Origin of the sequence: Curtobacterium pusillum, from assembly GCF_007673235.1 — a bacterium.
GTDB lineage: Bacteria > Actinomycetota > Actinomycetes > Actinomycetales > Microbacteriaceae > Curtobacterium > Curtobacterium pusillum_C.
This window is the reverse complement of the sequence record NZ_VDZH01000002.1, coordinates 514,840-540,130: the sequence shown is the minus strand read 5'-3', so window position 1 is coordinate 540,130 and position 25,291 is coordinate 514,840. Positions and strand designations below refer to the sequence as shown.

At 71.0% G+C, this 25,291-nt stretch carries 31 protein-coding genes; 13 read left to right on the top strand and 18 right to left on the bottom strand.

Annotated elements, in window-relative coordinates; all coding sequences use genetic code 11:
* Positions 1–14: 14 nt before the first annotated feature.
* The 4 genes from FS532_RS07340 to FS532_RS07325 form a co-directional block, all read right to left on the bottom strand.
* Positions 15–713, bottom strand: coding sequence for a cytochrome c biogenesis CcdA family protein (locus FS532_RS07340; RefSeq protein ID WP_079238981.1), 699 nt, complete (start codon positions 711–713; stop codon positions 15–17).
* Positions 714–758: 45 nt separating this feature from the next.
* A complete protein-coding gene (locus FS532_RS07335) occupies positions 759–1,373 on the bottom strand; it encodes a TlpA family protein disulfide reductase (protein ID WP_144752028.1) in 615 nt (204 codons plus the stop codon).
* Positions 1,370–2,026: a histidine phosphatase family protein gene (locus FS532_RS07330; protein WP_144752026.1), complete on the bottom strand. Its 657-nt coding sequence runs from the start codon at positions 2,024–2,026 to the stop codon at positions 1,370–1,372. The genes FS532_RS07335 and FS532_RS07330 overlap by 4 nt, the downstream gene beginning before the upstream one ends.
* 68 nt (positions 2,027–2,094) lie before the next feature.
* Positions 2,095–3,585 carry a SulP family inorganic anion transporter gene (locus FS532_RS07325; RefSeq protein WP_144752022.1) on the bottom strand — a complete coding sequence of 497 codons (1,491 nt, stop codon included), beginning with the start codon at positions 3,583–3,585 and terminating at the stop codon, positions 2,095–2,097.
* 53 nt (positions 3,586–3,638) lie between these two features.
* On the opposite strand from FS532_RS07325, the gene FS532_RS07320 reads away from it, so the two are divergent.
* Positions 3,639–4,013 (top strand): MerR family transcriptional regulator, encoded by a 375-nt coding sequence (locus FS532_RS07320; protein WP_144752654.1) that lies wholly within the window; start codon positions 3,639–3,641, stop codon positions 4,011–4,013.
* Here FS532_RS07320 and FS532_RS07315 read toward each other — a convergent pair.
* Positions 4,002–4,211 carry a hypothetical protein gene (locus FS532_RS07315; protein WP_144752019.1) on the bottom strand — a complete coding sequence of 70 codons (210 nt, stop codon included), beginning with the start codon at positions 4,209–4,211 and terminating at the stop codon, positions 4,002–4,004. The genes FS532_RS07320 and FS532_RS07315 overlap by 12 nt on opposite strands.
* Positions 4,165–4,545, bottom strand: coding sequence for a hypothetical protein (locus tag FS532_RS07310; RefSeq protein WP_144752016.1), 381 nt, complete (start codon positions 4,543–4,545; stop codon positions 4,165–4,167). Before FS532_RS07310 ends, FS532_RS07315 begins: the two co-directional genes overlap by 47 nt.
* A gap of 173 nt (positions 4,546–4,718) precedes the next feature.
* Here FS532_RS07310 and aspS point away from each other — a divergent pair, with 173 nt between their 5' ends.
* The gene (gene aspS, locus FS532_RS07305) at positions 4,719–6,059 is read left to right on the top strand and encodes an aspartate--tRNA(Asn) ligase (RefSeq protein ID WP_144752012.1); all 1,341 of its coding nucleotides are present in this window, start codon (positions 4,719–4,721) and stop codon (positions 6,057–6,059) included.
* Positions 6,060–6,141: 82 nt separating this feature from the next.
* Here aspS and FS532_RS07300 read toward each other — a convergent pair whose 3' ends face one another.
* The 5 genes from FS532_RS07300 to FS532_RS07280 form a co-directional block, all read right to left on the bottom strand.
* Positions 6,142–6,435, bottom strand: coding sequence for a Dabb family protein (locus FS532_RS07300; protein ID WP_144752009.1), 294 nt, complete (start codon positions 6,433–6,435; stop codon positions 6,142–6,144).
* A complete protein-coding gene (locus FS532_RS07295; RefSeq protein WP_144752006.1) occupies positions 6,432–6,686 on the bottom strand; it encodes a glutaredoxin family protein in 255 nt (84 codons plus the stop codon). The genes FS532_RS07300 and FS532_RS07295 overlap by 4 nt, the downstream gene beginning before the upstream one ends.
* A gap of 90 nt (positions 6,687–6,776) precedes the next feature.
* Complete coding sequence (locus FS532_RS07290; RefSeq protein WP_003792170.1) at positions 6,777–6,875, bottom strand: 30S ribosomal protein bS22; 99 nt, start codon at positions 6,873–6,875, stop codon at positions 6,777–6,779.
* A 118-nt stretch (positions 6,876–6,993) separates the two neighbouring features.
* Positions 6,994–7,188: a helix-turn-helix domain-containing protein gene (locus FS532_RS07285; RefSeq protein WP_022902482.1), complete on the bottom strand. Its 195-nt coding sequence runs from the start codon at positions 7,186–7,188 to the stop codon at positions 6,994–6,996.
* Between the two features lie 80 nt (positions 7,189–7,268).
* Positions 7,269–7,784, bottom strand: a complete 516-nt coding sequence (locus FS532_RS07280) for an ArsR/SmtB family transcription factor (RefSeq protein WP_144752002.1) — start codon at positions 7,782–7,784, stop codon at positions 7,269–7,271.
* Between the two features lie 72 nt (positions 7,785–7,856).
* Here FS532_RS07280 and FS532_RS07275 point away from each other — a divergent pair, with 72 nt between their 5' ends.
* Positions 7,857–9,290, top strand: a complete 1,434-nt coding sequence (locus FS532_RS07275; RefSeq protein WP_144752000.1) for a TrkH family potassium uptake protein — start codon at positions 7,857–7,859, stop codon at positions 9,288–9,290.
* Positions 9,283–9,975 (top strand): potassium channel family protein, encoded by a 693-nt coding sequence (locus FS532_RS07270; RefSeq protein ID WP_175473676.1) that lies wholly within the window; start codon positions 9,283–9,285, stop codon positions 9,973–9,975. Before FS532_RS07275 ends, FS532_RS07270 begins: the two co-directional genes overlap by 8 nt.
* A 60-nt stretch (positions 9,976–10,035) precedes the next feature.
* Here the strand turns inward: FS532_RS07270 and FS532_RS07265 are convergent, their stop codons facing one another.
* Complete coding sequence (locus tag FS532_RS07265; protein WP_144751997.1) at positions 10,036–10,623, bottom strand: TetR/AcrR family transcriptional regulator; 588 nt, start codon at positions 10,621–10,623, stop codon at positions 10,036–10,038.
* Between the two features lie 51 nt (positions 10,624–10,674).
* Here FS532_RS07265 and FS532_RS07260 point away from each other — a divergent pair, with 51 nt between their 5' ends.
* On the top strand, positions 10,675–12,093 hold the full coding sequence (locus tag FS532_RS07260; RefSeq protein ID WP_144751994.1) for an MFS transporter: 1,419 nt from the start codon (positions 10,675–10,677) through the stop codon (positions 12,091–12,093).
* On the opposite strand, the gene proC is transcribed toward FS532_RS07260, so the two are convergent.
* The gene (proC, locus tag FS532_RS07255; RefSeq protein WP_144751991.1) at positions 12,090–12,920 is read right to left on the bottom strand and encodes a pyrroline-5-carboxylate reductase; all 831 of its coding nucleotides are present in this window, start codon (positions 12,918–12,920) and stop codon (positions 12,090–12,092) included. The genes FS532_RS07260 and proC overlap by 4 nt on opposite strands.
* A 65-nt stretch (positions 12,921–12,985) precedes the next feature.
* Between proC and FS532_RS07250 the strand changes: the two genes are divergently transcribed.
* Both FS532_RS07250 and FS532_RS07245 read left to right on the top strand, forming a co-directional pair.
* On the top strand, positions 12,986–13,942 hold the full coding sequence (locus FS532_RS07250; protein ID WP_144751988.1) for a cation diffusion facilitator family transporter: 957 nt from the start codon (positions 12,986–12,988) through the stop codon (positions 13,940–13,942).
* 48 nt (positions 13,943–13,990) lie between these two features.
* Entirely contained in the window at positions 13,991–14,368 is a 378-nt protein-coding gene (locus FS532_RS07245; RefSeq protein WP_144751985.1) for a hypothetical protein, read from the top strand.
* A 10-nt stretch (positions 14,369–14,378) separates the two neighbouring features.
* Here the strand turns inward: FS532_RS07245 and FS532_RS07240 are convergent, their stop codons facing one another.
* Positions 14,379–14,810 (bottom strand): nucleoside deaminase, encoded by a 432-nt coding sequence (locus FS532_RS07240; protein WP_144752651.1) that lies wholly within the window; start codon positions 14,808–14,810, stop codon positions 14,379–14,381.
* Positions 14,811–14,886: 76 nt separating this feature from the next.
* On the opposite strand from FS532_RS07240, the gene upp reads away from it, so the two are divergent.
* The 5 genes from upp to FS532_RS07215 all read left to right on the top strand — a co-directional run bounded on the left by upp (position 14,887) and on the right by FS532_RS07215 (position 20,376).
* Complete coding sequence (gene upp, locus FS532_RS07235) at positions 14,887–15,522, top strand: uracil phosphoribosyltransferase (RefSeq protein WP_144751982.1); 636 nt, start codon at positions 14,887–14,889, stop codon at positions 15,520–15,522.
* A gap of 497 nt (positions 15,523–16,019) precedes the next feature.
* On the top strand, positions 16,020–16,790 hold the full coding sequence (locus FS532_RS07230) for a winged helix-turn-helix domain-containing protein (RefSeq protein ID WP_144751979.1): 771 nt from the start codon (positions 16,020–16,022) through the stop codon (positions 16,788–16,790).
* A gap of 282 nt (positions 16,791–17,072) precedes the next feature.
* A complete protein-coding gene (locus FS532_RS07225) occupies positions 17,073–17,582 on the top strand; it encodes a MarR family winged helix-turn-helix transcriptional regulator (RefSeq protein WP_144751976.1) in 510 nt (169 codons plus the stop codon).
* Entirely contained in the window at positions 17,579–18,928 is a 1,350-nt protein-coding gene (locus FS532_RS07220; protein WP_144751973.1) for a cryptochrome/photolyase family protein, read from the top strand. The genes FS532_RS07225 and FS532_RS07220 overlap by 4 nt, the downstream gene beginning before the upstream one ends.
* A complete protein-coding gene (locus FS532_RS07215; protein ID WP_186321948.1) occupies positions 18,925–20,376 on the top strand; it encodes a serine hydrolase domain-containing protein in 1,452 nt (483 codons plus the stop codon). The genes FS532_RS07220 and FS532_RS07215 overlap by 4 nt, the downstream gene beginning before the upstream one ends.
* A 26-nt stretch (positions 20,377–20,402) precedes the next feature.
* Here the strand turns inward: FS532_RS07215 and FS532_RS07210 are convergent, their stop codons facing one another.
* Positions 20,403–21,377 carry a carbohydrate kinase family protein gene (locus tag FS532_RS07210; RefSeq protein WP_186321947.1) on the bottom strand — a complete coding sequence of 325 codons (975 nt, stop codon included), beginning with the start codon at positions 21,375–21,377 and terminating at the stop codon, positions 20,403–20,405.
* 161 nt (positions 21,378–21,538) lie between these two features.
* On the opposite strand from FS532_RS07210, the gene FS532_RS07205 reads away from it, so the two are divergent.
* Positions 21,539–22,114 (top strand): TetR/AcrR family transcriptional regulator, encoded by a 576-nt coding sequence (locus FS532_RS07205; RefSeq protein ID WP_144751963.1) that lies wholly within the window; start codon positions 21,539–21,541, stop codon positions 22,112–22,114.
* Between the two features lie 98 nt (positions 22,115–22,212).
* Here FS532_RS07205 and FS532_RS07200 read toward each other — a convergent pair whose 3' ends face one another.
* From FS532_RS07200 to FS532_RS07190, 3 genes are all read right to left on the bottom strand, one after another.
* Positions 22,213–22,827 (bottom strand): superoxide dismutase, encoded by a 615-nt coding sequence (locus tag FS532_RS07200; protein ID WP_079236628.1) that lies wholly within the window; start codon positions 22,825–22,827, stop codon positions 22,213–22,215.
* 44 nt (positions 22,828–22,871) lie between these two features.
* Positions 22,872–23,381: a flavin reductase family protein gene (locus tag FS532_RS07195; RefSeq protein WP_144751960.1), complete on the bottom strand. Its 510-nt coding sequence runs from the start codon at positions 23,379–23,381 to the stop codon at positions 22,872–22,874.
* 236 nt (positions 23,382–23,617) lie between these two features.
* On the bottom strand, positions 23,618–25,141 hold the full coding sequence (locus FS532_RS07190) for an MFS transporter (protein ID WP_144751946.1): 1,524 nt from the start codon (positions 25,139–25,141) through the stop codon (positions 23,618–23,620).
* Between the last annotated feature and the right edge of the window lie 150 nt (positions 25,142–25,291).

Sequence of the window (25,291 nt, the reverse complement as noted above, 5' to 3'; positions counted from 1 at the left end):
CGTCGACGTCGGGTTCAGACTGCGGGGACAAAGCTCTGGATCACCGCCCCCGCGCTCGACATGACGGCCGACCAGATTCCGGTGACCATGAGCAGACCGATGACGATCAGGATCGCTCCTCCGATGATGTTGACGGTGCGCATGTGGCGCTTCACGGCGCGGATCGCCCCGGTCGCCCAACCGGCACCGAGCGCGACGAGGACGAACGGGACGCCCAGGCCGAGGCAGTACGCGACGCCGAGCCACATGCCCTGCCAGGCACTGCCCGACTGGACGCTGAGCAGGTTGATCGCGGCGAGGGTCGGGCCGAGGCACGGCGTCCAGCCCAGGCCGAACACGATGCCGAGCAGGGGTGCGCCGACCAGACCCGTCGCGGGCGTCCACCCGGGCTTGATGGTGCGCTGCAGGAACGTGAAGCGGCCGACGAACACGAGGCCCATCGCGATGACGACGACACCGAGGATCTGCGTGATGAGGTCACGCCACCGCACCAGCCAGAAGCCGAGCGCGCCGAAGACCGTCGTGTACGCGACGAAGACCGCCGTGAACCCGAGGATGAACAGCAGCACCCCGAGCACCACACGACCCCGGCGCTGCCCGCCCTCGGCGACGCCACCGACGTACCCGAGGTACCCCGGTACGAGCGGCAGCACGCACGGTGACAGGAACGACACCAGTCCAGCGAGCGCCGCGACGGGGAGCGCCACGGCCATCTGCCCGCTGAGGATCGCGTCGGCGAAGGGGTTGCTGGACACGGGTCAGGAGGCCTTGCCCGACAGCTCGTCGGAGACGAGGGTGTTCAGGATCCCCGGGCCGTCGACGGCGCCGAGGACACGTGCGGCGACACGGCCCTGCTTGTCGAGCACGATGGTCGCGGGCACGGCGTTCGGGGCGATCTGCCCGGACATCGCAAGCTGCATCGCGCCGGTCTTCTGGTCGAGCACCGTCGGGTAGTCGACCTTGAAGGTGCGCTCGAACGCCTCGGCCGTGGCCTGCTCGTCACGCACGTTGACGCCGATGAACTGGACGTCGTCGTCGGCGAACTGGTCGTGCACCTTGTTGAGGTACTTCGCCTCGGCCCGGCACGGCGGGCAGCCCGCGTACCAGAAGTTCAGGACGACGACCTTGCCCTTGAGTGCCTTCGACGAGACGGTGTCGCCGTCGATGTCCTTCGCCTCGAAGTCCACGGCGTCCGTGCGCTTGTCCGTGGCGACCTCGGTCACCGCGCCGTCGCCGGAGATGTAGTTCTGCGTCGTGCCGCTGCCGTACTGCTTCGACAGCGAGTCGTTGTCCGACGAGCAGCCCGTCAGGACGAGGGCGGCCGTCACCGCCGTCGCCGCGAGGACCGCGAGCCGCTTCCTGGTGCTGGTCACACTGCTCCTTCGTCGATGGCGGTCGCGCGCAGGGCCTGCGCCGGGTCCGCGTACCCGACCTCGGTGAACCGACCGGACGAGGTGGCGGGTACACGCTCGACGGTCGTGATGCTGGAGAGGTCGCAGCGCCGCTTCCTCGGGTCGTGCCAGAGCTGCTCGCCGGCGAGGCGGCGGTGCACCATCCAGATCGGCAACTGGTGGCTGACGAGGACGACGTCGCCCTCGTCGACGCTCTCCCACGCCGTGGCGATCGCCGCGAGCATCCGGTTCGCGATGGACTCGTACGCCTCGCCCCAGCTCGGCCGGAACGGGTTCGCGATCCACGGCCACTCGGCCGGGCGTCCGAGCGAACGCTTCGTGAACCCCGGGGGCTGCCCCTCGTACCGGTTGGTCGGCTCGATGAGTCGTTCGTCGAGCGCCACGTCGAGCCCGAAGGCCTCGGACCAGGGCGCCGCGGACTCCTGCGTGCGCTGCAGCGGGGAGGCCACGATGCGACGGACGTCGACCCCGGCGTCCTTCCACGCGGTGGCCGACGCGAGCGCCATCTGCTTGCCGAGGTCGCTCAGTCCGAAACCGGGGAGCCGCCCGTAGAGGACACGGTCCGGGTTGTGCACCTCGCCGTGACGGACGAGGTGGATTCGGGACGCGGGCATGGGTTCCAGTGTAGGTCGCCCAGGCGTTCCCACCGCCCGCACAGACGATTCACCGGATGCGGAAGCGCTCAGCCGAGTTTGCCGGACAGCCGCCCGTGGAGCGCGACCGAACCCGTGTTGAGGTTCACCACCTCGACGGTCGAACCGTGCTTGGCGAAACGCTGCTCGACCCCGTCCAGGGCCGCGACCGTGCTCGCGTCGAACACGTGTGCGTCGGACATGTCGATGATCACGTGCTCGGGGTCCTGCGCGTAGGAGAACCGCGTGACGAGGTCGTTGGACGACGCGAAGAACAGCGCACCGCGGACCCGGTACCGGACCGTGTGCTCGTCGAGCGGCTCGCGTACGACGGACACGACGTGCGCGGCCCGCCGGGCGAACACGAGCGCAGCGACGACCACCCCGACGAGGACGCCGGTGGCGAGGTTGTCCGTCGCGACGACCACGACGACGGTGATGACCATCACGGCGGTCTCGCCGAGCGGCATCCGGCCGAGGGTGCGGGGGCGGATGCTGTGCCAGTCGAAGGTCGCGACGCACACCATGATCATCACCGCGGTCAGCGCGGCCATCGGGATCTCGGCGACCAGGTCGTGCAGGACGATCGTCAGCACGAGCACCGAGACCCCGGCGACGAAGGTCGAGATCCGCGTCCGGGCACCGGCGGTCTTCACGTTGATCACGGTCTGACCGATCATCGCGCACCCACCCGTGCCACCGAAGAACGCGGACACGACGTTCGCGACCCCCTGCCCCCAGGACTCCCGCCACTTGCTCGACCCGGTCTCGGTGATCGAGTCGACGAGCTGCGCGGTGAGGAGCGTCTCGATGAGTCCGACGATCGCGACGCCGAACGCGTACGGCGCGATGATCTGCAGCGTCTCGAACGAGATCGGCGTCGTGATGCCGGTGAACCCCGGCAGCGCCGTCGGCAGGGATCCCTTGTCCCCCACCGTCGGTACCGCGATGCCGGCGACCAGGGTGATCGCCGTGATCACCACGACGGCGACGAGCGGGGCCGGGACCGTCTTCGTGAGGAACGGGAAGCCGACGATGATCGCGACGCCGAGGGCGGTGAGCGGCCACACGATCGCCGGGACGTCCCCGCCGAACAGGTTCGGCAACTGCGCGGTGAAGATGAGGATGGCGAGGGCGTTCACGAACGCGACGTTGACGCTCCGCGGGATGAACCGCATGAGGCGCGCGACGCCGAGGAACCCGAGCACGAGCTGGAACACGCCACCGAGCACGATCGTCGGGACGAGGTACGCGATGCCGTGGTCCCGCACGAGCGGGGCGATGACGAGCGCCACCGACCCGGCGGCGGCGGACACCATCGCGGGGCGGCCGCCGACGATCGAGATGACGACCGCGATGACCACGCTCGAGAAGAGCCCGACGGCGGGGTCCACCCCGGCGACGACCGAGAAGGAGATCGCTTCGGGGATGAGGGCGAGCGCGGTGACGATCCCGGCGAGGACCTCACGCGTCAGCATTCGGGGCGAACGCAGGGCGCTGAGGACGCTCGGGGCCGTCGGGGAGTGGGTGATCACGGACATCACGTCGAACTCTACCCTCACGTGAGGGTAGAGTTCGACGGGTGAGCACCACCATGCACATCGGGGAACTGGCCGAGCGCGCGGAGATGTCCCTCCGCACCATCCGGCACTACGACGAGGTCGGCTTGCTCGTGCCGAGCGGGCGGACGAGCGGCGGGTTCCGGGTCTACACCGAGCAGGACCTCGAGCGCCTGCTCGTGATCCGTCGGATGAAGCCGCTGGGGTTCACGCTCGACGAGATGGCCGAACTGCTCCGGGTCGTCGACGGTCTGGCGGCGAAGGACCCCGGCGACGCAGCCGCCCTCGCCGCACGGCTCGACGAGTTCCTCGTGGATGCGCGGGCGCGGCACGCGAAGCTCCTCGAACGCGCGGGCATGGCGGAGGAGTTCATCGGCACGCTCGGGACGCTGCGCGCTTCACTCCCGTGACAGTTCCCCGGCCTCGATGAGCCGCTTGCGCTCGCGACGCGCGGCACGCGTCTCCTCGAGGAACTGGATGACGTCGTCGTGCATCGCGATGAGCCGCCGCGCCTTCCACGGCCGGAACCGGTACCGGTGACGCACTTCCTGCCGCCATTCCTCACGCCGACGCTCGATGAGCACCTTGACCGGATCCTGCACCGCCATCGTCTTCTCCTCCCGTGATGAGTTCCAGCACGATCCTCCCGAAGGTCGCATCGTGATCGCGAAGAATCTGCATGTTGTACATCGTCTTGGCGCTCGCGAGACCGACCTCGCTCCGCCCCACGTCCGAGTCGCACGCCTGCTCGACCGTCCACACGAAGCGCGACCACGCCCGGTCCCGCTCCTCACGCGCCACGTCCCGCCGCCACCGCAGCACCGCCCACAGCCCGCCGACCAACCCCGCGACCGCCGTCAGCGCCACCGCCAGCGCAGCCGCGACCACCGTCGCCACCGCCGCAGGCGGCCAGGCCGCGAGCCCCTCGACCCCTGCCGTCATCCGGGGCCTCCCTCCAGCTCGCGACCCGGCCACGTCGAGAACGCTACGGAGCCGCCGGGCCCGCCCCGTGCCTCCAGGCCGACCCTGTGGACGACCCCGGACGGATGCCGGTCTGTGGAGGAACGGACGCACCCAACGACGGGCCCGGAGGCAGACCGGTAGACTCGACCACCGTGATCGAACGCACCCGCATCGCCGACCTCGCCGCACGCCCCGACGGCCCCGTCTCCGTCGCCGGATGGGTGGAGACCGTCCGAGACCAGAAGAAGGTGCAGTTCGTCGTCCTCCGCGACGAGTCCGGCGCCGCCCAGCTCGTCAACCCCGCCACGCGCGAAGCGGTCGAGGGCGACGACGCCTCCGCCGCAGCACTCGCGACGACCGAGGCGATCTCCGGCCTCGCGCACGGCACCTTCGTGCACGTGCAGGGCACGCTGAAGCACGACGAGCGCGTCAAGCTCGGCGGGCTCGAGGTCAAGGTCGGCGACCTGACCGTCGTCAGCGCCGCCATCCCGGAGACCCCGATCGCGGACGACTCCTCGCTCGACAAGCGCCTCGACTGGCGCTTCCTCGACCTGCGCAACCGCAAGCAGAACCTCATCTTCCGCATCCAGACGACGATGGAGCACGCGTTCCGCACCTACTGGGTCGAGCGCGACTACATCGAGATCCACACCCCGAAGCTGATGGCCTCGGCGTCCGAGTCGCGTGCCGAGCTCTTCCAGCTCGAGTACTTCGAGACCACGGCGTACCTCGCGCAGTCTCCGCAGAACTTCAAGCAGATGGCGCAGCCGGCCGGCTTCGGAGCGGTCTTCGAGATCGCCGACGCCTTCCGCGCCGACCCCTCGTTCACGAGTCGTCACGCGACGGAGTTCACGAGCATCGACGCCGAGTTCTCGTGGGTCGAGTCCCACGAGGACGTCATGGCCATGCACGAGGAGCTCCTCGTCGCCGGGTTCACCGCCGTCAAGGAGAAGCACGGCAAGGACATCGAGGAGGTCTTCGGCTTCGAGTTCGTCGTCCCGACCGCCCCGTTCCCCCGCGTCACCCTGGCCGAGGCCCGGAAGATCGTGGCCGACAGCGGTTACGAGGTCGTCCGCGCCGACGGCGACCTCGACCCCGAGGGCGAGCGCCGCGTGAGCGCGTGGGCGAAGGAGACCCACGGCTCGGAGTTCGTCTTCGTGACCGACTACGACGCCTCGATCCGGCCGTACTACCACATGCGCCACGCCGACGACCCGACGCTCACGAACAGCTACGACCTGCTCTTCAACGGCGCCGAGATCTCGACGGGTGCGCAGCGCGAGCACCGGGTGGAGATCCTCGAGGCGCAGGCCGTCGAGAAGGGCCTCGACCCGGAGGAGCTCGGCTGGTACCTCGACTTCTTCCGCTACGGCGTCCCGCCGCACGGCGGCTTCGGCATGGGCCTGGCGCGCGTGCTCATGCTCGCACTGCACGAGCCGTCGATCCGCGAGGTCACCTACCTGTTCCGTGGCCCGACGCGCCTGACCCCGTAGTCACCTGGTGCGCGCGAAACGGCCCCCGTTCTCTGTGAACGGGGGCCGTTCCGCTTGTGCGGGGCCAGCCTGGAGGCGCGGCTCACCGCTCCCAGTCGATGGCCGCCCGCCCCGTGACCAGGCCGCGGATCTCCGCTGCCGCGGCCTGGTGCTGCGGGTGCACCTGGTACTCGTCGAGACCGGCGAGGTCGTCGAAGGTCGCCACGACGGCGACGTCCTGGTTCTTCCCGGGGTAGGCGACGTTCTCGACGACCTCCAGCGAGCGGATCGACCCGACGGTGCCGGTCAGCCCGACGAGGAGTTCCCGGATCCGCGCGACGGACGTGGCGCGGTCGAGGTCCTCGCGCAGCGTCCAGGAGACGACGTGGTGGATCATGCGCGGGCCTCGGCCTTCTCGAGTGCACGGCGGAGCCGGTCGGCGTCGACGTGCCAGTTGCTGTGGACGCGCCCGTCGACCAGGACGACGGGGATGTCCTCCGCGTACTCCTCGCGGAGGGCGTCGTCGTCGAGGATGGACAGCTCCTGCAGGGTCGCTCCGGGGTGTTCGGCCACGACGTGTTCGACGACCGGGCGGGCGTCGTCGCAGAGGTGGCAGCCGGGCTTGGTCAGCAGGGTCACGGCGGGCATGGCACCACCATATCCGCACCGCGGAATGCGAAAGCCCGGGGAAATGCGAAAGCCCCGGCGAACCGGGGCTTGACGCTGCAGGCTCGGGGCCTACTTCTTGTTGCGACGCTGGTGGCGCGTCTTGCGAAGCAGCTTGCGGTGCTTCTTCTTCGCCATGCGCTTGCGACGCTTCTTGATGACAGAACCCATACGGACCTCACTCGGACTGATGTTGTGTGGACACCGGGCCAACGAGACCGCGGAAAAACAACCCCGCCGAGTCTAGCGGAGGGCCGACGCGATGTCGAACGGGCCGGTTCGGACCCGCCTAGCCGACGTCGGCGATGCCACCGCGCAGGACGTCCGCGACGGCGGACTCCGGGACGCGGAAGGACCGGCCGAACCGGATGGCGGGGAGTTCACCCGCGTGGACCATGCGGTAGACCGTCATCTTGGAGACGCGCATCATCTCGGCGACCTCAGCGACGGTGAGGAAGCGCACGTCGTCGAAACTGCCGGTCATGGTCCGCCTTCGGGGATTGGTGTGACCTGTGTGGTCACTGGCAACTGTAGGGGCCGGTGCGACCGGTGTCCAGATCCGGCTCAGTCCTCGTCGCCACGCCGGGTGAAGCGCTTGCGGCTGCGGTCGACGACACGCTCCCAGCCCTGCTGCGCACCGCTCAGGGCAGCGGTCGCGCGGTAGGACGCCTCGGCCATCACGCGACCGAGTTCGGTGCCCACCTCAACCGTGGCCTTGCCGGCCGTGCCGGAGCGGCGGACCGACACCGGCTGGCCGTCCATCGTCCACGCCGTCGTCGCCGGGGTGCCGTCCGCGTCGACCGCGCTCGTGAACGGGAGCACCCACTCCTCGATGCCGACGAGCGGTTCCGGGTCGAGACGGTAGTAGCGGTGCTGCCCCTCTTCACGGCTGGTCACGAGCCCCATGTCCCGGAGGACGCGGAGGTGCTTCGACACGGTGGGCTGGCTGACGCCGAGCTTCTCGACGAGCTGGCCGACGCTGAGCTCGCCGCCGGTGACGTCCGACCCGTACGAGGACAGCAGCGCCCCGAGCAGTTCACGCCTGGTGGGATCCGCCACGACGCTGAAGATGTCGGCCATGCAGCAAGGCTAGCCGGGCCGTCACGGATGTACCATGACGAACCGTCCCGCCCATGTCCCCGGAGGCATACGATGCTCGATCGTCACGAGCCGCCGTCGCGTCCGGCGGGCGCGACCCGTCGGCGGCCGTCCCGGATCGGCACCGCGCTCCGTTCGTCGCCGTCGCGCCTGGCGATCGTCGTCTTCGTCGCGTTGATCTTCGTCTTCACGAGCCTGTTCATGACCCCGTGGGCCGCGGCGGACGGACGCTCGACGCACTTCGCGGACGCGCTCTTCACCGCGGCGTCGGTGGTCTGCGTCACCGGGCTCGCCACGGTGGACATGGCGACGCACTGGTCGGTGTTCGGCAAGACCCTCGTGGTGATCGGCACGCAGATCGGGGCCGTCGGAGTCCTGACCTTCGCGTCCATCCTCGGGCTGTTCGTCACCCGGAAGCTGGGTCTCCGGGCGAAGCTCATGGCCGCCGGCGACTCGAACCCGCTCCGGACGCACCACGGCGCCGTGCCAGAGGGCCAGGCCGTCCGCCTCGGCGAGGTCGGCACGCTGCTCGCGACCGTCGCGGTGAGCACCCTGTCGATCGAGATCGTCCTCGGGCTCCTCCTGCTGCCGTCCGTCCTCATCGCCGGCATGCCGTTCTGGACGGCGGTCGGCGACTCGTTCTACTACGCGGCGATGGCGTTCACGAACACCGGCTTCGCGCCGAACGCCAGCGGACTGACGCCGTTCGCGCACGACTACTGGTTCCTGTCGCTGCTCATGGTCGGCGTCGTCGCGGGGTCGATCGGCTTCCCGGTGATCCGCGCCCTGACGAAGCAGCTCCGCTCCCCGCGCCGCTGGCCCATCCACGTGAAGCTCACGCTGGCGACGAGCGCGGTGCTGCTCCTCGGCGGCGCGGCCGTCTACATCGCGCTCGAGGCATCGAACCCGACGACCTTCGGCGAGGAGGGCGCCGGCCGCACGGCGTTCCAGGCGCTCTTCCTGTCGACGATGACCCGGTCCGGCGGGTTCTCCCTCGTCGACTTCGACCAGCTCAACGGCTCCAGCCTGCTCGTCACGGACATGCTCATGTTCATCGGCGGCGGCTCGGCCTCGACCGCGGGCGGCATCAAGGTCACGACGCTGGCGGTGCTGTTCCTGGCAGCGGTGGCGGAGGCACGCGGACGCCAGAGCATGGAGGCGTTCGGACGACGGATCCCGAGCGACGTGCTCCGCGTCGCCGTGGCGGTCGTGCTCTGGGGCGCCACGATCGTCGCCGTCGCCACGGTCGTGCTGCTCCAGATCACACACGAGTCCCTCGACCGTGTGCTGTTCGAGGTGATCTCCGCGTTCGCGACGTGCGGCCTGTCGTCCGGGGTGTCCGCGAACCTGCCCGAGTCCGGCAAATACGTGCTCGCCGCGACGATGTTCCTGGGCCGTGTCGGTACAGTGACCATCGCCGCTGCACTGGCCGCCAGCCAGAGCCGGCAGTTGTTCCGCCGTCCCGAGGAGAGGCCGATCGTTGGCTGACCGCAACCGCCCGCACCCGCTCGGTGCCGTCAGCCACGACGCCCCGGTGCTCGTCATCGGCCTCGGCCGGTTCGGCGCCGCCACCGCCGGGCAGCTCGAGCGGCAGGACCGCGAGGTCCTCGTCGTCGACACCGACGCCGGACTCGTGCAGAAGTGGTCGGACCGGGTCACGCACGCGGTGCAGGCCGACGCGACCGACATCGACGCGCTCCGGCAGATCGGCGCGCAGGACTTCCCGATCGCCGTCGTCGGCACCGGCAGCGACCTCGAGTCGAGCGTGCTCATCACGGCGAACCTGGTGGACCTCGGCATCCCGCAGATCTGGGCGAAGGCGATCAGCCGGTCGCACGGCACGATCCTGTCCCGCATCGGCGCGAACCACGTCGTCTACCCCGAGCGCGAGGCCGGCGAGCGCACCGCGCACCTGGTGTCCGGCCGGATGCTCGACTTCATCGAGTTCGACGACGACTTCGCCGTGGTCAAGATGTTCCCCCCGGCGTCGGTCCGCGGGAAGGACCTGGCGACGACGGTGATCCGCACCCGCTTCGGCCTCACGGTGCTCGGCATCAAGACCCCGGGCGAGGCCTTCGTGCCGGCCACGCCGGAGAGCGTGATCGGCCAGAACGACGTCATCATCGTCTCCGGGACCGAGAGCGCCCTGGAACGCTTCGCCGCCCTGGAGTGAGCAACGGACGGACTGGAGGCGCGGGGCGGGCCCGCACCGTGCCCCCCGTCCGTCAAGGGGTCACGTCGCGGACGCGACCCCGTGACGCAACGCGCGGAAGAGTCGGTCCAGTCCGGCGCGGTGCGCCGTCGCGACGGCGTCGCGGTCCTCGTCGGCGAGGATCCGCCGGGCGGTCTCCACGAACACCGTCGCGTAGCCGGCGACGAAGAGCGCGGCGAGCAGTGCGTCGCCCGTCGCGTCGGCGAGCGCGTCCTGCGCCCCAGCGGCGAGCTCGCGGGAGCGGGCCTGCAGCGCCGGTGACGCCGCGATCGTCCGGAAGAACGACTCCGACCCGGGGGCGAGCCCGGAGACCGGCGCACGCTCGTCGACGAGCCGCGCGGTCAGCGCCTCGAGCGCGTCGAGGACCTGTGCCCGCGGGACCCCGTCGGCCGCCGCTCGGAACAGCTCGACGGTCTCGTCCGAGCGGTCGAGGAACAGGTCCTCCTTGCGTGGGAAGTGCTTGAAGACCGTCACGCTCGAGACGCCCGCGGCCTTGGCGACCTGCGCCACGGTGACCGCGTCGAAGCCCTGCTCGGCGAACATCCCGGAGGCCGTCTCGGCGATCCGCGCGCGGGTCTCCGGCCCCCCGCGGGGTGCGCTCCTGGGCATGCGGACTCGCTTTCGGTTGACTGACTGAGTTTAGTGACTTAACTTAGACGCATGAACGCCGTCAGCACCCACTCTCCCCGATCCCTCCGCGGTTCGCGGGTCGCCCTCGCCGGACTCGCCGCGGTCTTCCTGTTCGAGATGCTCGACAACTCGGTCCTGAACGTCGCGCTGCCGACGATCGGCCGGGAGCTCCACGTCGGCGCGTCCGGACTGCAGTGGGTCACGGGCGCGTACTCGGTGGTGTTCGGCGGGCTCATGCTCGCCGCGGGTGCCGTCGCCGACCGGTACGGCCGCCGACGGGTGATGCTCGTCGGGCTCGTGCTCCTCGGGCTGGCGAGCCTGGCGACGGCGTTCGTCACCACCGCGGACCAACTCGTCGCCGTGCGCGTCGTCACCGGGATCGCGGCCGCCATGACCACTCCAGGGTCGATGGCCCTGGCGTTCCGGCTGTTCGACGACGACGACCAGCGCGTCCGGGCGATCAACCTCATCTCGACGGTCGGGCTCATCGGCCTGGCGGTCGGCCCCACCCTGGGCGGCCTCGTCCTCGCCGTCGCACCGTGGCAGGTGCTCCTGCTCGTCAACGTGCCGATCGCCGCCCTCGCGTTCGTCGGAATCCGTTCCGGCGTCGCCCGCGACGAACCCGCCGGGCTGCACCGGGCACAGATCGACTGGGCGGGGGCCGTCCTCGGCACCGCGACGATCGTGCTGGCGCTCGTCGCACCGACCCGGTTCGCCGAGGGCGGGATCGGCGACTGGACGGGTTGGGCCGCTGGTCTCGGCGCGGTCCTCGCCGGCACCGGGTTCGTGCTGCGCGAGCGTCGAGCAGAACACCCGCTGCTCGACCTCGCACTGCTCGCCCGTCCGCTGGTGTCGAGCGGTCTGGCGTACAAGGCGGCGACCGGCCTCGCGGTCGCGGGACTCGGGTACCTGGTCACCCTGCAGCTCCAGCTCGCGTGGGGATGGCCGCCCGCACTCGCCGCGGTCGGCATGCTCCCCCAGGTGGTCGTGCTCGTGGCGGGGAGCGCCTTCGTCGGACCGTTCGTCCGGCGGGTCGGACTCGAGCACGCCGCGTGGTCGAGTGCCGCCGCTGTCGTCGTCGGGCTCGGTGTCTACACGGTGCTCGGCACGCGCGGCTACGGGTGGGTCGCCCTCGCCCTGGTGCTCGTCGCGGCGGGCATGCGGGTCGTCGGGGTCGTCGCCGGCACGAACGTGCTGCGCGGGCTGCCGGAGGACCGGACGACGATCGGTGCCGCGCTCGTCGACACGTCGTCCGAGGTCACCTCGGCGATCGGCATCGCGGTCGCGGGCACGGTGCTCGCCACGGTGTTCTCCGGGCGACTGACCGCGACGCCGTGGACGCAGGCGCAGGGCCTGCAGTTCGACAGCGCCGTCGTGATCGCCGGGACCGTGCTGACGGTGCTCGCCGGTGCGCTCGTCACGTGGGCGGTGCTGCGAGCGCGGCGCTAGCCCTTCGCGAGTTCCTCGGCGCGGGCGATCGCCGCGCGGGACGCCCGCTCGAAGGTTCCCGCCAGGTCGGCGTCCTGCAGCACGGCGACGGCGCGCTCGGTCGTGCCCTTCGGGCTGGTGACGGCCTTCCGCAGGTCGGTCGGCTCCTTGCCGGACGCCGCGAGCAGCTCGACCGCGCCGCGGAGGGTGCCCTGCACCATCGCCTCGGCCTGGTCGTGCGAGAACCCGAGGGACTCGGCCGCCTGCTGCCACTGCTCCACGAGCAGGAACACGTACGCGGGACCGGACCCGGAGACGGCGGACAGTGCGTCGAGCTGCGACTCGGGGACCTCGATGACCACACCCGAGACGTCGAACACCGACGACGCGAGCGCGACCGCCTCGGCGTCGGCAGAGGGACCGGCACTGATCCCCGTCACACCGTGCCCGACGCCGATCGGGGTGTTCGGGAGCGCCCGGACGACCCGGACCCCCGCCGGCACCTTCGCCTCCATGCTGGCGATCGTCGTCCCCACCGCCACGCTCACGACGACTGTTCCCGGCTCGAGGTCCGCCGACACCTCGTCGAGCAGGTCCGCGATCACGTACGGCTTCACCCCGAGCACGACGAGTGCCGCGCCACGGACCGCCGCCCGGTTCGCGTCGGCGTCGGTGTCGGTCGCGGTGGCGTCCAGCCCGCGCTCCCGGTGCGCCGCGGCGGACTGCTCGGACTTCGTGGTGAGGGTCACCGTCGCCGGATCGAGACCGGCGGCGAGCAGGCCGTCGAGGACCGCGCCGGACATGGAGCCGACGCCGAGCAGGGCGGTACGGGGCAGTTCGATCGTCATGCTCCCGACCCTATCCAGCGCTCCCGCCTAGGATCGTGGGCGCAGGTCAGGGAGAAGGGACATCTGTGAGCGCTTCCGGAGGCACCAAGGCCATCTTCGCCGCACTCGGTGCCAACATCGGCATCGCGATCGTGAAGTTCATCGCCGCGGCGATCAGCGGGTCGGCATCGATGCTCGCCGAGGGCGTCCACTCGCTCGCGGACTCCGCGAACCAGCTCCTGCTCCTGCTCGGTGGGCGACGTGCCCGACGCGCAGCGGACGAGGAGCACCCGTTCGGCTACGGACGCGAGCGCTACGTGTACGCGTTCGTCGTGTCGATCATCCTGTTCTCCGTCGGCGGCGTGTTCTCGCTCTACGAGGGCATCGAGAAGCTCACCCACCCGCACCCCCTCGACAACTGGTGGCTCCCCGTCGTCGTGCTCGTCATCGCGATCGGCCTCGAGGGGTTCTCCCTCCGGACCGCCCTGAACGAGGCCCGACCGCAGAAGGGCCGGCAGAGCTGGGTGCAGTTCGTCCGCCGCGCGAAGGCCCCCGAGCTGCCCGTCGTGATGCTCGAGGACACCGCCGCCCTGCTCGGCCTGGTGTTCGCCCTGTTCGGCGTCGGCCTGACGGCGATCACGGGCAACGGTGTGTTCGACGCCATCGGCACGATCCTCATCGCGGCGCTGCTCATCGCGGTGGCGGTCGTGCTCGGCATCGAGACGAAGAGCCTGCTCGTCGGCGAGGGCGCGACCGCCGCCGACGTCGAGCGGATCAAGCAGGCCGTGCTGGACGGTCCCGAGGTCGACTCGATCATCCACATCAAGACCCTCTACCTCGGGCCGGACGAGCTCATGGTCGGCGTGAAGGTCGCGGTCGACGGCGACCGTCGACTCGGCGACGTCGCCGCGGGCATCGACACGGTCGAGCAGCGCGTCCGAACGGCCGTGCCGATCGCCCGGGTCATCTACGTCGAGCCCGACGTGCTCCGCACCGGTCCGCGTCCGCCGACCGAGGCGATCGTCATCCGCGCCGCAGACTAAGGGGAACCTTGCTGGCGGGTACGCCGACCGGTCATCCACGATGGTCACATGTCGGCGCTCTTCACCATCCTGCTCGTCCTGCACTTCCTCGGCCTCGCGGCGGTCATCGGCGCGTTCCTCGTGCAGGTGCGCCGCAAGGGCGGGTTCCAGACCTTCTGGCCGATCACCGGCCTCATCGTCCAGCTCGTCACCGGCCTCGGGATGATGGGGATCATCGACGCCACGAGCGACGGCGGCGCGAACCACGCCAAGCTCGGCGTGAAGCTCGTCATCGCTGCGGTCGCCCTGGTGCTGGCCTTCGTCGCCCGCGCCCGGCAGAAGCGTGCCGACGCCGGGGCTGCGAAGGCCAAGGCCGCGCTGCCGTTCTTCCACTCGGCCGGTGCGCTCGCGATCGTCAACGTCCTGATCGCGGTCCTCTGGAAGTGACGACGCTCGCTCAGCGCCGAGCGGCGAAGAACGCGTCCAGCAGCGCAGCGCACTCCCCCTCGAGCACGCCGCCGATGACCTCCGACCGGTGCGGCATCCGACGGTCCCGCGCGACGTCGTAGACGCTCCCACTCGCCCCGGCCTTCGGGTCCCACGCGCCGAACACGATGCGCGGCACACGCGCGGCCATCACCGCACCGGCGCACATCGGGCACGGCTCGAGCGTCACCACGAGGGTGAGGTCCTCGAGGTGCCAGTCACCGATCGCCGCCGCGGCCGCCCGCAGCGCGAGCACCTCGGCGTGCGCGGTCGGGTCCTGCCGCGCCTCGCGCTCGTTCCGCCCGACGGCCACGACGGTGCCGTCCCGGCCGAGGACGACCGCGCCGACGGGGACGTCCCCCGTCGCCAGGCACGCGCGGGCCTCGTCGAGCGCGCGCTCCATCGCGGGCACGAACGGGCGGGCAGCGGGTGCTTCCACGGTCTCTCCTGGCGGTCGGCAGCACGGTAGGCTCGACCCTATGCGAGTCCACGTCGCCGACCACCCGCTCATCACCCACAAGCTCTCGGTGCTCCGCGACCGTACGACGCCCTCCCCGACGTTCCGCGCCCTCACCGAGGAACTCGTGACGCTCTTGGCGTACGAGGCAACACGGAACGTGCGCGTCACCGCGACGCCGATCGACACACCGGTGGCCCACACCATGGGCGTCTCGATCGCGAAGCCGCGCCCGCTCGTCGTCCCGATCCTGCGCGCCGGGCTCGGCATGCTCGAGGGCATGGTCAAGCTCGTCCCGACGGCCGAGGTCGGCTTCCTCGGGATGGCGCGCAACGAGGAGACCCTCGAGCCGCAGACCTACGCCGAGCGTCTGCCCGACGACCTGACCGGCCGCCAGTGCTTCGTGCTCGACCCGATGCTCGCGACGGGCGGCACCCTCGCCGCCGCGATCGACTTCCTGTTCGACCGCGGTGCGGAGGAGGTCACGTGCGTGTGCATCCTCGGTGCACCGGAGGGCCTCGCCGCCGTCGAGCAGGCAGTGGGCGAGCGCAACGTCTCGATCGTCCTCGGCGCCCTGGACGAGAAGCTCGACGAGAACGGCTACATCGTGCCGGGCCTCGGCGATGCGGGCGACCGCCTCTACGGCCTGGCCGAGTAGGACGACCACCGGTCGCGACGCGACCACCTTCTCCACTGGAGGCGCGGTGCCGGCTGGCACCGCGCCTCCAGTCCGTCTTCCCCGTGGGTTCGCAGAACGCACCGTCCGCGCGGACGGTTGACACGACGTTGGTATCCCACCGATACTCGTCCCATGACTGCAACCGTGTCCACCCGCGTCCTCTCCGAGGCACAGGGGACCGCCGGCATGATGATGCCGGCCATGGCCGTCATGCGTTGTCGAATGTGTGCCTGATCGGCACCCGTTCCAGCCGGATCCCCCGCGACACCACCCCCGTCGCGCGAGCGTGATCCCCGGGTGACGACCACGTCGACGACGCGCACCACGTCACGAGGTCTGTCTCCCGTACCCCCGGGTCGGCCCCGGTCCGCAGCAGGACCGCAGGGCACCACGGCACTCGCCGAACCCGGACCGACGCATTCGACACAGCCGCGGCACCACCTCGTGCCCGCAGCCACATCGCCCGGAGAACCGCCATGTCGCTCACCATCGCTCAGCCCCGTACCACCCTCCGCACCGCAGTCCCCGCGCCGACCGACCTCGGCACCGTGACCCCGATCCGTCCGCGCCGTGAGCCGGTCGCCCCGCCCGCCGCGACCGGTGTGCCGACCAGCCCGGTGGTCGCCCCGCAACGCAACCGCGCCCTGCCCGAGGGCACCGAGGCTCGCGGCTTCGCGCTGTACGTCGGCATCGACGAGGCGAAGGCGGCCGCTGCCGGGACGACGCTCGCCGCGGTCGTCGAGCAGCTCAAGGCCCTGACCGCGCAGCTCGTCCCGTCGTCGGAGACCTACGCCGCGGTGGCCGTCGCTGCCGAGGGATCCGGTGGCCGCGACGTCGACGTCGTCCGGCTCGCCCTGCAGGACCGCTCCGCCGTGGCCGCACGCAAGCAGGCCGAGAAGCCCGAGCCCGAGGAGACCGGCGTCGTCATCGACATCTCCCGGAAGCGCGTCACCCTCGACGGCGAAGCCGCTCCCCTGACGTACAAGGAGTTCGAGCTCCTGCAGTTCCTCGTCCTCCGCGAGGGTCAGACCGTCGACCGCTCGGCGATCATCGACGGCCTGTGGTCCGACGGCGAGGACGAGACCCCGAACGAGCGCACGATCGACGTGCACGTCCGTCGACTCCGTTCGAAGCTCGGCGCCTTCGAGGAGATCGTCCGCACCGTGCGCGGTGTCGGCTACCGCTTCGACCGGCACGCGGACGTCGCGGTGCGGTACGCCTCGACGCCATCGCCCGACCTCTTCTGATCCTGATCGGTCGTTCTTGGTGAACTCGCAGCGAACGACCGCGGCGACCAGTAGCGCGCCGTTACCCGTTCGTTATACAGTCGATGGTGCAGACGGTGTTTGCTGTGGCACCGCCTGCGGAATGTGATTGCAGGACACTCTTGGTGCAAGGGAGAGGGCCGTCCACCCATCGGGTGGGCGGCCCTCGTTGCGTTCCGGGGGACATCGCTGCACGCCAGCGGCGTCGTGTGTCCCAGGCCGTCGGTAGTGTGGGATGACCGCACGACCGGAGGGAGCGCGATCGTGGACGAGACACGTCGCAGCGAGAAGGCGACCGCCGTGGCGGCCTGGGAAGCGCTGTTCCGCGCCCAGGTCACCGTGATGCGCGCACTGAACGCCGAGTTCCCCGGCGGCGAGATCTCCTTCAACGAGTACGACGTCTGCTTCAACCTGTCGACCCAGCCCGGGCGACGGTGCCGGATGCGCGAACTCACCGGGCACCTGCTCCTCACGCAACCGAGCGTCAGCCGGCTCGTCGAGCGGCTCACCGCGCGGGGCATCGTCGAGAAGCAGCCGGACCCCACCGACGCCCGCGGGGTCATCGTGGCCCTCACGGCACACGGGTTCGACGTCTACCGCTCCGTGGCCGTCCAGCACGCGCAGACCATCGCGGACCAGGTCGGTGCGGGACTGAGCGACGCCGAACTCCGCACACTGACCGAGCTGTGCACGAAGCTCCGCGTCGCAGCGGGCTCGACGGCACCCCGTCGCGGCGCACGCGCCACGGCCGCCCCGGACCCGGCCACGGTGTGAGCGGCGCACTCGTCTGGCTCCGCGACGACCTCCGACTCGCGGACAACCCGGCGCTCCGGGCGGCGATAGACCACGGCGGGGACGTCACGGTCGCGTACGTGCTCGACGACGAGTCCCCCGGCATCCGTCCGGTCGGGGCTGCGGCACGGTGGTGGCTTCACCACTCCCTCGCCGCGCTGGACGGCGAACTCCGCGAGCGCGGGTCCCGACTGGTGCTGCGCCGCGGCGCGGCTGCCGAGGCCATCGACGCGCTCGTGTCCGACGCCGACGCCGACGCGGTGTTCTGGAACCGCCGCTACGGCCGCGCCGAGCGGGACCTCGACGCCGGCATCAAGTCGTCGCTGACGGACGGCGGGACCGAGGCGCACAGCTTCGCTGCGAGCCTGCTCTGGGAACCGTGGACCGTCCTGACCGGACAGGGCGAGCCGTACAAGGTCTTCACACCGTTCTGGCGTGCCGCCCAGGCGATGCCCGAGCCCCGCCACCCGTTGCCCAAGCCGCGTGACCTCCCCGCGGCGCCCCGGGTCGCGAGCGACGACCTCGACGCCTGGGACCTGCTGCCGACCCACCCCGACTGGGCCGGCGGCCTCCGGGCCGCCTGGGAACCCGGCGAGCAGGGCGCGCACCGTCGGCTCGAACACTTCGTGCACCACGCGCTCGAGGACTACGACCAGCGCGACGAACCCGCGATGGCCGCCACGAGCGATCTCTCCCCGCACCTGCGGTGGGGCGAGGTCAGCCCGTACCAGGTCTGGCACCGCCTGCACGGACAGCTCGAGCCCGAACAGCGCAAGAACGCCTCGGCGTTCCTCCGGCAGCTGGCGTGGCGCGAGTTCAACTGGAACGAGTACTTCCACTGCGAGGACATCACCACGGTGAACGTCCGACGTGAGTTCGACGCCTTCCCCTGGCGGGACGCCCCCGACGCCGAGATCGACCGCTGGCGCACCGGGACGACCGGGTTCGACCTCGTCGATGCGGGCATGCGGGAGCTCTGGCACTCGGGTGCGATGCACAACCGGGTCCGGCTCGCGACGGCAAGCTTCCTCGTGAAGAACATGCTCGTCGACTGGCGCATCGGCGAACAGTGGTTCTGGGACACCCTCGTCGATGCCGACTCCGCCAACAACGCCGCGAACTGGCAGTGGGTCGCTGGCTCCGGGTTCGACGCGGCGCCGTACTTCCGGGTGTTCAACCCCGATCGGCAGCTCGAGCGGTTCGACCCCCACCGCGAGTACGTGCACCGCTGGGTCCCGGCCGACGAGGACCGCCCCCAGCCCATGCTGGACCTCAAGGAGACCCGGCAGCGAGCCCTCGACGCCTACGACCGGATGCGCCGGTCGTGACGGGGATCGACACGGGCACCGTCGCCGAGGTCGATGCCGTGTTCCAGGACCGGGTGGAGCGCCGCACCGCCCCGAGCAGCGTCTGGGGCGTGTTCGACCGGACCGGGCTCGTCGCCTCCGGCGGACACGGTGACCGAGGCGACGGTTCGGTCCCGGATGCCGACACCGTGTACCGGATCGCCTCGTGCACGAAGAGCGTGACGGCCGCGACCCTCCTCGCCCTCGTGGCGGACGGGCTCGTCTCGCTCGATGCCCCGGTGACGGATCTCGTGCCGGCGTTCTCGGCGGTCGCCCTCCCCACCCCGGACTCCCCCGTGCCGACCCTGCGCATGCTGCTCACGATGGCGGGCGGCTTCCCCACCGACGACCCGTGGGCGGACCGGCAGGAGTCGCTCTCCGACGCCGAGTTCGACGCGGTCCTGCGCGACGGGCTGCTCTTCGACTCGGTCCCGGGAACACGGTTCGCCTACTCGAACACCGGCTACGCGCTGCTCGGCCGGGTGATCTCGGTCGTGGCCGGGGCACCGTACCCGCAGGTGGCGGCCGACCGGGTGCTCCGCCCGCTGGGGCTCGACGACACGGTGTTCAGCGCCGCCGAGTCGCGCGGCTTCGTGGTGACCGGGGTCCGCCCGCACGCCGGCGACTGGGAGCCCCTGCCGACGACCGGTCCCGGCGCCTTCTCGTCGATCGGTGGCCTGTTCTCGACCGTGGCGGACCTCGCCCGGTGGGCCACACACCTGGCATCGGCCTTCACGGACGCACCCGAGCCGGGTCCGGTCACACCGGCCGACCGACGACTCATGCAACAGGCGATGCGCGTCGTGCCCGCCTCGGTCGTGCCGACGTCGCTCCGGCCCACGGCGTACGGCTTCGGGCTCTTCGTCGAGCAGGACCCCCGGTTCGGTGAACTCTCGTCGCACTCCGGCGGCTACCCGGGGTTCTCCGCGCACATGCGGTGGTCCGTGCGGGACGGCCTCGGAGTCGTCGCCTTCGAGAACGCCACGCAGGCGAAGGTCTCCGCGGCAGCGGACCGCGCGCTCGACATCGTCCTCGCGAACGCGAACGCGAACGCTGGCGAGTCCGGAACCGTGACCGCGGGCGCGCGCCCGGGCACTGGACGAACCACGGCCGCGACGCGGGCGGCGCAGGGAGCCGTGACGCGCCTCCTGGCCGACTGGAGCGACGACCTTGCGGACGCGATCTGCACACCGAACGTCGCCATGGACGTCCCGTACGAGCGTCGGCGTCGCGCGATCGCCACGGCGGTCGCCGCCGTCGGCGCCGACGTGTCCTCGGATCCGGTGGAGGAGTCGTCGACGGCACCGTCGCACCTGCGGTGGTGGCTCCCCGGGACCACCGGACGGCTCCGCGTCGAGATCCGCCTCGCGCCCCTCGCCACCGGACTCGTCCAGACCCTGACCGTGACGGCCGAGCCCAGCGAGCGCTGACCCCGAGCGAGCACTGACGGGCCTCGTCAGACCGGCGGTCGTCCGCCCACGAACCCGAGTGCCCGTGCCGCGACCCGGGTGCCCTCGCGCGCGGCAGCTCCGACGCGCACCGGATCGGTCGCCCATGCCCGCAGGAACCCGGCGGCGAAGGCGTCACCGGCCCCGAGGGTGTCGACGACCGTCGCCGGCGTGATCGGCACACGCTGCGGGCTGCGCCCCGGGCGTCCGAGGAGCACCCCGTCGTGGCCCATCGTCACGACGACGAGCGGCACCCTGGCGGTCAGGAGGGGCATCGCCGCCGCCACCGAGGACGTCCCGGTCAGCGCGAGGGCCTCCTGCTCGCTCGGGAACAGGACGTCGACGCCCTCGAGCGCCTCCAGGAACTCGGCGGCACCGATCGCGTGGACGATCGCCGTGGACGACGGGTCGAGGGCGACCCGGGCCGGCCCGGTGTGCGCACGCTCGACCAGGGACGCGATGCGAGCTGCCCCGCCGCCGCCGAGCATGGCCGCGCCGGTGAGGTGCACGATGTCCGCGCGTCCGGTCAGGTCGGGCGGCAGGTCGTCCTCGGAGAGCACGCCGCTGGCGGCCGGGTCGGACATCGCCGTCCTGCGGTCTCCGTTGCGGACGGACACGACCGCCCCGGTGGCGGACCGCGCGTCGTACCGGATGTGCGCCCGCACCCCGGCGTCGGCGAGGGCGCGTTCGTGCCGGTAGACGTCGTCGACACCGACCCGGGCGACGAGGTCAACCTCCGCGCCGAGCCATCCGAGCCAGGTCGCCGTGTTCCCGGCGGCGCCCGTGGGCCGGTGCCGGATCACGGCTGCCGGGTCGTGGTCGCCCAGCACCGTGGCCGTCGTCTGCACCAGGACACCGTCGAGCACGTCCCCGACGACGAGGAAGCGCTTCCCCGCCCCGCGACGCCGGCCTGCGACCGCCCGTCCGGCGCGGGGCGCGCCGGGACGCGACGGGGCCTCGGGGCGCTCGGACGACATGGACATCCCGCCCATCCTACGTGGAAACGAGCAGAACTCGGTTTCAAGCCGGCACGGAGGCTCACACGCGCACGGGACTCCCCTGGCGTTCTCGACCACGAGCCGGTAATATACTCAATGATCGTATGTGAACGGTCGAGCACCGCCCACGACCCGCTGGAGACACCATGCCCCGGAAGCCCGACCCCACCCTCAAGCCCGCGATCATCGTGAAGGTGGCCCAGCACCTCCAGGGCACCAAGCTCGAGGACGTCTCCGTCCGCAGCCTCGGACGGGTGCTCGGCACGAGCGCGTACCCGATCGTCTACCACTTCGGCACGCGGGACGCCCTCATCGACGCCGTGGTGGAGCACCTCGCCCAAGCCGTCTCGACCGCGACGCTGGAACCAGACGCCGACGACGTCGCTCTGGCCGAGTACCTCATCGCCGTGTTCGGCGGGCTCGACGACCCCGAGCGCTCCCTCGCAGCCCGGCTCACCTTCGAGCTCGGTGCGGTGGAGTCGCTCGACGGTCGCGACCGCGAGCGCGCCTTCCACCGTGAGCAGATCGCCGCGATCGCCGCGTGGTGCCGCGCGCACGGCTACCGCGAGACGGACGCCGACCGCGCGGCGCAGGGCGCCGTCCTCGCGGCCCGGGGGGCGCAGTGGGGCAGCATCCTCGACCGCGAGCACACCGACACCGACACCGCGCTCCGCACGATCGCGCACAAGCTCGTCTCCGGCGTGCAGTTCGCTGCTGCTTGAGTCGCCACCCGACACGAACGGGAGGCACGGTGCCAGCTGGCACCGTGCCTCCCGTTCGTCAGTCGGTCACCACACGAAGGTGACCCGCTGCGTGTGCGTCAGAGCGTGACGAAGCGCTGCGACTTCGCGTTCGCGAAGCGAGCGGCGACGTTCTCCCAGTCGACGATGTTCCACACGGCCTTGACGTAGTCCGCCTTGACGTTGAGGTAGTCGAGGTAGAAGGCGTGCTCCCACATGTCGAGCATGAAGATCGGCACGAGACCGAACGGCACGTTGGCCTGCTGGTCGAACAGCTGGAACGTGGTGAGCTTCTGGCCCACGGTGTCCCAGGCGAGGACGGACCAGCCGGAGCCCTGGATGCCCGTGGCGACGGCGGTGAACTGGGCCTGGAACTTCTCGAACGAGCCGAAGAACTCGTCGATCGCGGCGGCGAGCTCGCCCTCCGGGACCTTCGTGTCCGGGCCGAGGTTCGTCCAGAAGATCGAGTGGTTGACGTGGCCACCGAGGTTGAACGCGAGGTCCTTCTCGAGCTTGTTGACGTTGGCCAGGTTGCCGGACTCGCGGGCCTCGGCGAGCTGCTCGAGCGCGGTGTTCGCGCCCGTCACGTAGGTCTGGTGGTGCTTGTCGTGGTGCAGCTGCATGATCTTGCCGCTGATGTGCGGCTCGAGTGCGGCGTAGTCGTACGGCAGCTCCGGCAGGGTGTACTCAGCCATGTGAGTTCCTTTCGATCAGTGGTTGGCGGATGGTGCTCCGCGGCTCACGAGAGCCGGGAACGATCGGTGAGGGAGTGGAATTCCCGGTTGTGGTAGACCAGCGGCTCCCCGCGTTCGAGGCCGACGACGATGTCGAGGACCTCCGCCACGACCACGGTGGACGAGCCGATCGGTGTGGTCGACAGGGGTCGGCAGCGCAGAGCGCTCGCGGCACTCGGTAGGTAGCGGTCACCGGAGGGCAGCGTCCCCCAGATCGGATCGTCCGCCGCGGGGCTGCCGGTCGCCGCGAAGCGCTTCGCGAGGTCGACGCCGAGGGAGTCGACCAGGTGCACGACGAAGATCGGTGCTCCGAGGACGACGCCGGCGGAACCGGAGTTGGTGGACAGCGAGAAGACGAGGACGGGCGGGTCGACCGCGACGCTGGCGACGCTCGACGCGGTGAGGCCGGTCGGACCGTCGGGGCCGTCGGCCGTGATGACGGCGACACCGGCAGGGTGCCCGCGGAAGGCGGACTTGTACGCGTCCGCGATGGTCGCCGGTGCTTCGTCGGGCATGGGAGTCGTGGTCGTTCCTTCGGATGGGGAGGGCCGCGGCTCCGCGGCCATGTCCCAACGTAGGACCTCAACCATGGTTGAGGTCAACGATTCCCAGGTTCGACCGATCCCGGGCGCGCCGTGTGACCCCGTGTGACGTCCGCTGTGAGCTGGTCGGACGTCGGGTGAGCAGGAATCGTCTGGAGCTCGACGGCGACTCGACGATTCCTGCTCACTCGACGAACGAGGGCCGCGCGCTACCGGCGCTTCAGCATCACGACGGAGCCGGCCGCGGCTACGACCATGAGGAGCGCAGCGACCCCCGCCGTGATCGTCACGCCGGAGTCGAACGCCGCCCGTGCCGACTCGAGCAGCGCCTGCCCGGCCGACCCGCCGAGCGAGGTCGCCGCCGACACCGCGCCGCCGAGGGTCTCCTGGGCCGCGGTGTGGGCCGACGAGCTCAGGCCGCCGGGCACCACGACGTGCGCCCGGTACGCGGTCGCCAGGATCGTGCCGAGGACCGCCGTGCCGAGCACCGCACCGATCTCGTACGCGGTCTCCGACATCGCCGACGCCGCACCGGCCTTGTCCGCCGGCGCCGTCGAGATGATGAGGTCGTTCGTCACGGTCTCGGACGCGCCGATCCCGATGCCGAGCAGCACGAACGCGAACGCCAGCGCCACGATCGAGGCATCGTGGCCGAGCACCGCGACCATCGCGTACGCGGCGGCCGAGAACAGCAGGGCGACGGCGACGACCCAGCGCGGAGCGACCCGGGCGACGATCGGCACGACGACGAGTCCGGCGACGATCGTCAGCACCGACCCCGGCACGAGCACGATGCCGGACGTGAACGGGTCGAGCCCGGCGACGAGCTGCAGGTGCTGCGCGATGAAGAACAGGAACCCGGTGAGCGAGAACATCGCCGCCATGTTCATCAGGACACTGCCGGTGAACGCGGTGCTGCGGAACAGCCGGAGGTCGAGCATCGGGGTGCGCGAGCGGAGCTGTCGGCGCACGAACGCGATCCCGCAGAGCACGCCGACCGCGAGCATCGCGATCGCGAACCCGCGCTCCTCCGGGTGCACGACCGACTTGATCGCCCAGGCCGTCGGGGCGAGGGCGCCGAGGGACAGGAACATGCTCGGGACGTCGACTGGGCCGGGGTTCGGGTCGCGGGACTCCGGCACGCAGAACGGCACCGCGACGAGCGTGACGACGAGGATGGGCACCGCGACGAGGAACACCGCACCCCAGTGGAAGTGCGCGAGCAGCGTGCCGCCGACGAGCGGGCCGAGGGCGTTGCCGGCCGCGAACATCGTCGACCAGACGGCGAGGGCCATCCGCCGCTCCCCCGCGTTCGTGAAGACGTTGCGGATGATCGACAGCGTCGCCGGCATGAGCATGGCGCCGAAGACACCCATCACGATGCGGGCCGCGACGAGCATCCAGGCGTCGGTCGCGAAGGCCGCAGCGACCGAGAAGACCGCGAAGCCCGTCGCACCGATCACCAGGATCCGCCGGCGCCCGATGCGGTCGCCGATGCTGCCCATCACGACGAGGAGTCCGGCGAGCACCAGCGGGTACGCGTCGACGATCCAGAGCTGCGTGGTGGCGTCCGGGTTCAGCGCGCGCGAGATCGACGGCAGCGCGAAGCTCAGGATCGTGTTGTCGACCGAGATGAGCAGGACGGGGAGCATGAGCACGGCGAGCGCGGCGAACCGTCGGGTACGGCTGCCGGCGACCGGGGTGGGGACGGGGCTGGTGAGCAGGGCGGACACGGTGACTCCAGGGACTTCGAGCCGGACCAGGTCGACGGCGGAACAGACGAGACGGGACGCGGGGTGGGCACGCGTCCCGTCAGGACTCCGTTAGTGTACCGTCTGGACGGTGATGGTTGCAAATGCAACCAAGGGCGGACGGGAGGCACG

What these genes read in the sequence shown, in the direction of transcription:
- FS532_RS07340 (WP_079238981.1), bottom strand. Translation starts at nt 713, where the DNA reads ATGGCCGTGGCGCTCCCCGTCGCGGCGCTCGCTGGACTGGTGTCGTTC.
- FS532_RS07330 (WP_144752026.1), bottom strand. Translation starts at nt 2,026, where the DNA reads ATGCCCGCGTCCCGAATCCACCTCGTCCGTCACGGCGAGGTGCACAAC.
- FS532_RS07325 (WP_144752022.1), bottom strand. Translation starts at nt 3,585, where the DNA reads ATGTCCGTGATCACCCACTCCCCGACGGCCCCGAGCGTCCTCAGCGCC.
- FS532_RS07320 (WP_144752654.1), top strand. Translation starts at nt 3,639, where the DNA reads ATGCACATCGGGGAACTGGCCGAGCGCGCGGAGATGTCCCTCCGCACC.
- FS532_RS07315 (WP_144752019.1), bottom strand. Translation starts at nt 4,211, where the DNA reads ATGGCGGTGCAGGATCCGGTCAAGGTGCTCATCGAGCGTCGGCGTGAG.
- FS532_RS07310 (WP_144752016.1), bottom strand. Translation starts at nt 4,545, where the DNA reads ATGACGGCAGGGGTCGAGGGGCTCGCGGCCTGGCCGCCTGCGGCGGTG.
- FS532_RS07300 (WP_144752009.1), bottom strand. Translation starts at nt 6,435, where the DNA reads ATGATCCACCACGTCGTCTCCTGGACGCTGCGCGAGGACCTCGACCGC.
- FS532_RS07295 (WP_144752006.1), bottom strand. Translation starts at nt 6,686, where the DNA reads ATGCCCGCCGTGACCCTGCTGACCAAGCCCGGCTGCCACCTCTGCGAC.
- FS532_RS07290 (WP_003792170.1), bottom strand. Translation starts at nt 6,875, where the DNA reads ATGGGTTCTGTCATCAAGAAGCGTCGCAAGCGCATGGCGAAGAAGAAG.
- FS532_RS07285 (WP_022902482.1), bottom strand. Translation starts at nt 7,188, where the DNA reads ATGACCGGCAGTTTCGACGACGTGCGCTTCCTCACCGTCGCTGAGGTC.
- FS532_RS07280 (WP_144752002.1), bottom strand. Translation starts at nt 7,784, where the DNA reads ATGGCCGACATCTTCAGCGTCGTGGCGGATCCCACCAGGCGTGAACTG.
- FS532_RS07275 (WP_144752000.1), top strand. Translation starts at nt 7,857, where the DNA reads ATGCTCGATCGTCACGAGCCGCCGTCGCGTCCGGCGGGCGCGACCCGT.
- FS532_RS07265 (WP_144751997.1), bottom strand. Translation starts at nt 10,623, where the DNA reads ATGCCCAGGAGCGCACCCCGCGGGGGGCCGGAGACCCGCGCGCGGATC.
- FS532_RS07260 (WP_144751994.1), top strand. Translation starts at nt 10,675, where the DNA reads ATGAACGCCGTCAGCACCCACTCTCCCCGATCCCTCCGCGGTTCGCGG.
- proC (WP_144751991.1), bottom strand. Translation starts at nt 12,920, where the DNA reads ATGACGATCGAACTGCCCCGTACCGCCCTGCTCGGCGTCGGCTCCATG.
- FS532_RS07245 (WP_144751985.1), top strand. Translation starts at nt 13,991, where the DNA reads ATGTCGGCGCTCTTCACCATCCTGCTCGTCCTGCACTTCCTCGGCCTC.
- FS532_RS07240 (WP_144752651.1), bottom strand. Translation starts at nt 14,810, where the DNA reads ATGGAGCGCGCGCTCGACGAGGCCCGCGCGTGCCTGGCGACGGGGGAC.
- upp (WP_144751982.1), top strand. Translation starts at nt 14,887, where the DNA reads ATGCGAGTCCACGTCGCCGACCACCCGCTCATCACCCACAAGCTCTCG.
- FS532_RS07230 (WP_144751979.1), top strand. Translation starts at nt 16,020, where the DNA reads ATGTCGCTCACCATCGCTCAGCCCCGTACCACCCTCCGCACCGCAGTC.
- FS532_RS07210 (WP_186321947.1), bottom strand. Translation starts at nt 21,377, where the DNA reads ATGTCCATGTCGTCCGAGCGCCCCGAGGCCCCGTCGCGTCCCGGCGCG.
- FS532_RS07205 (WP_144751963.1), top strand. Translation starts at nt 21,539, where the DNA reads ATGCCCCGGAAGCCCGACCCCACCCTCAAGCCCGCGATCATCGTGAAG.
- FS532_RS07200 (WP_079236628.1), bottom strand. Translation starts at nt 22,827, where the DNA reads ATGGCTGAGTACACCCTGCCGGAGCTGCCGTACGACTACGCCGCACTC.
- FS532_RS07195 (WP_144751960.1), bottom strand. Translation starts at nt 23,381, where the DNA reads ATGCCCGACGAAGCACCGGCGACCATCGCGGACGCGTACAAGTCCGCC.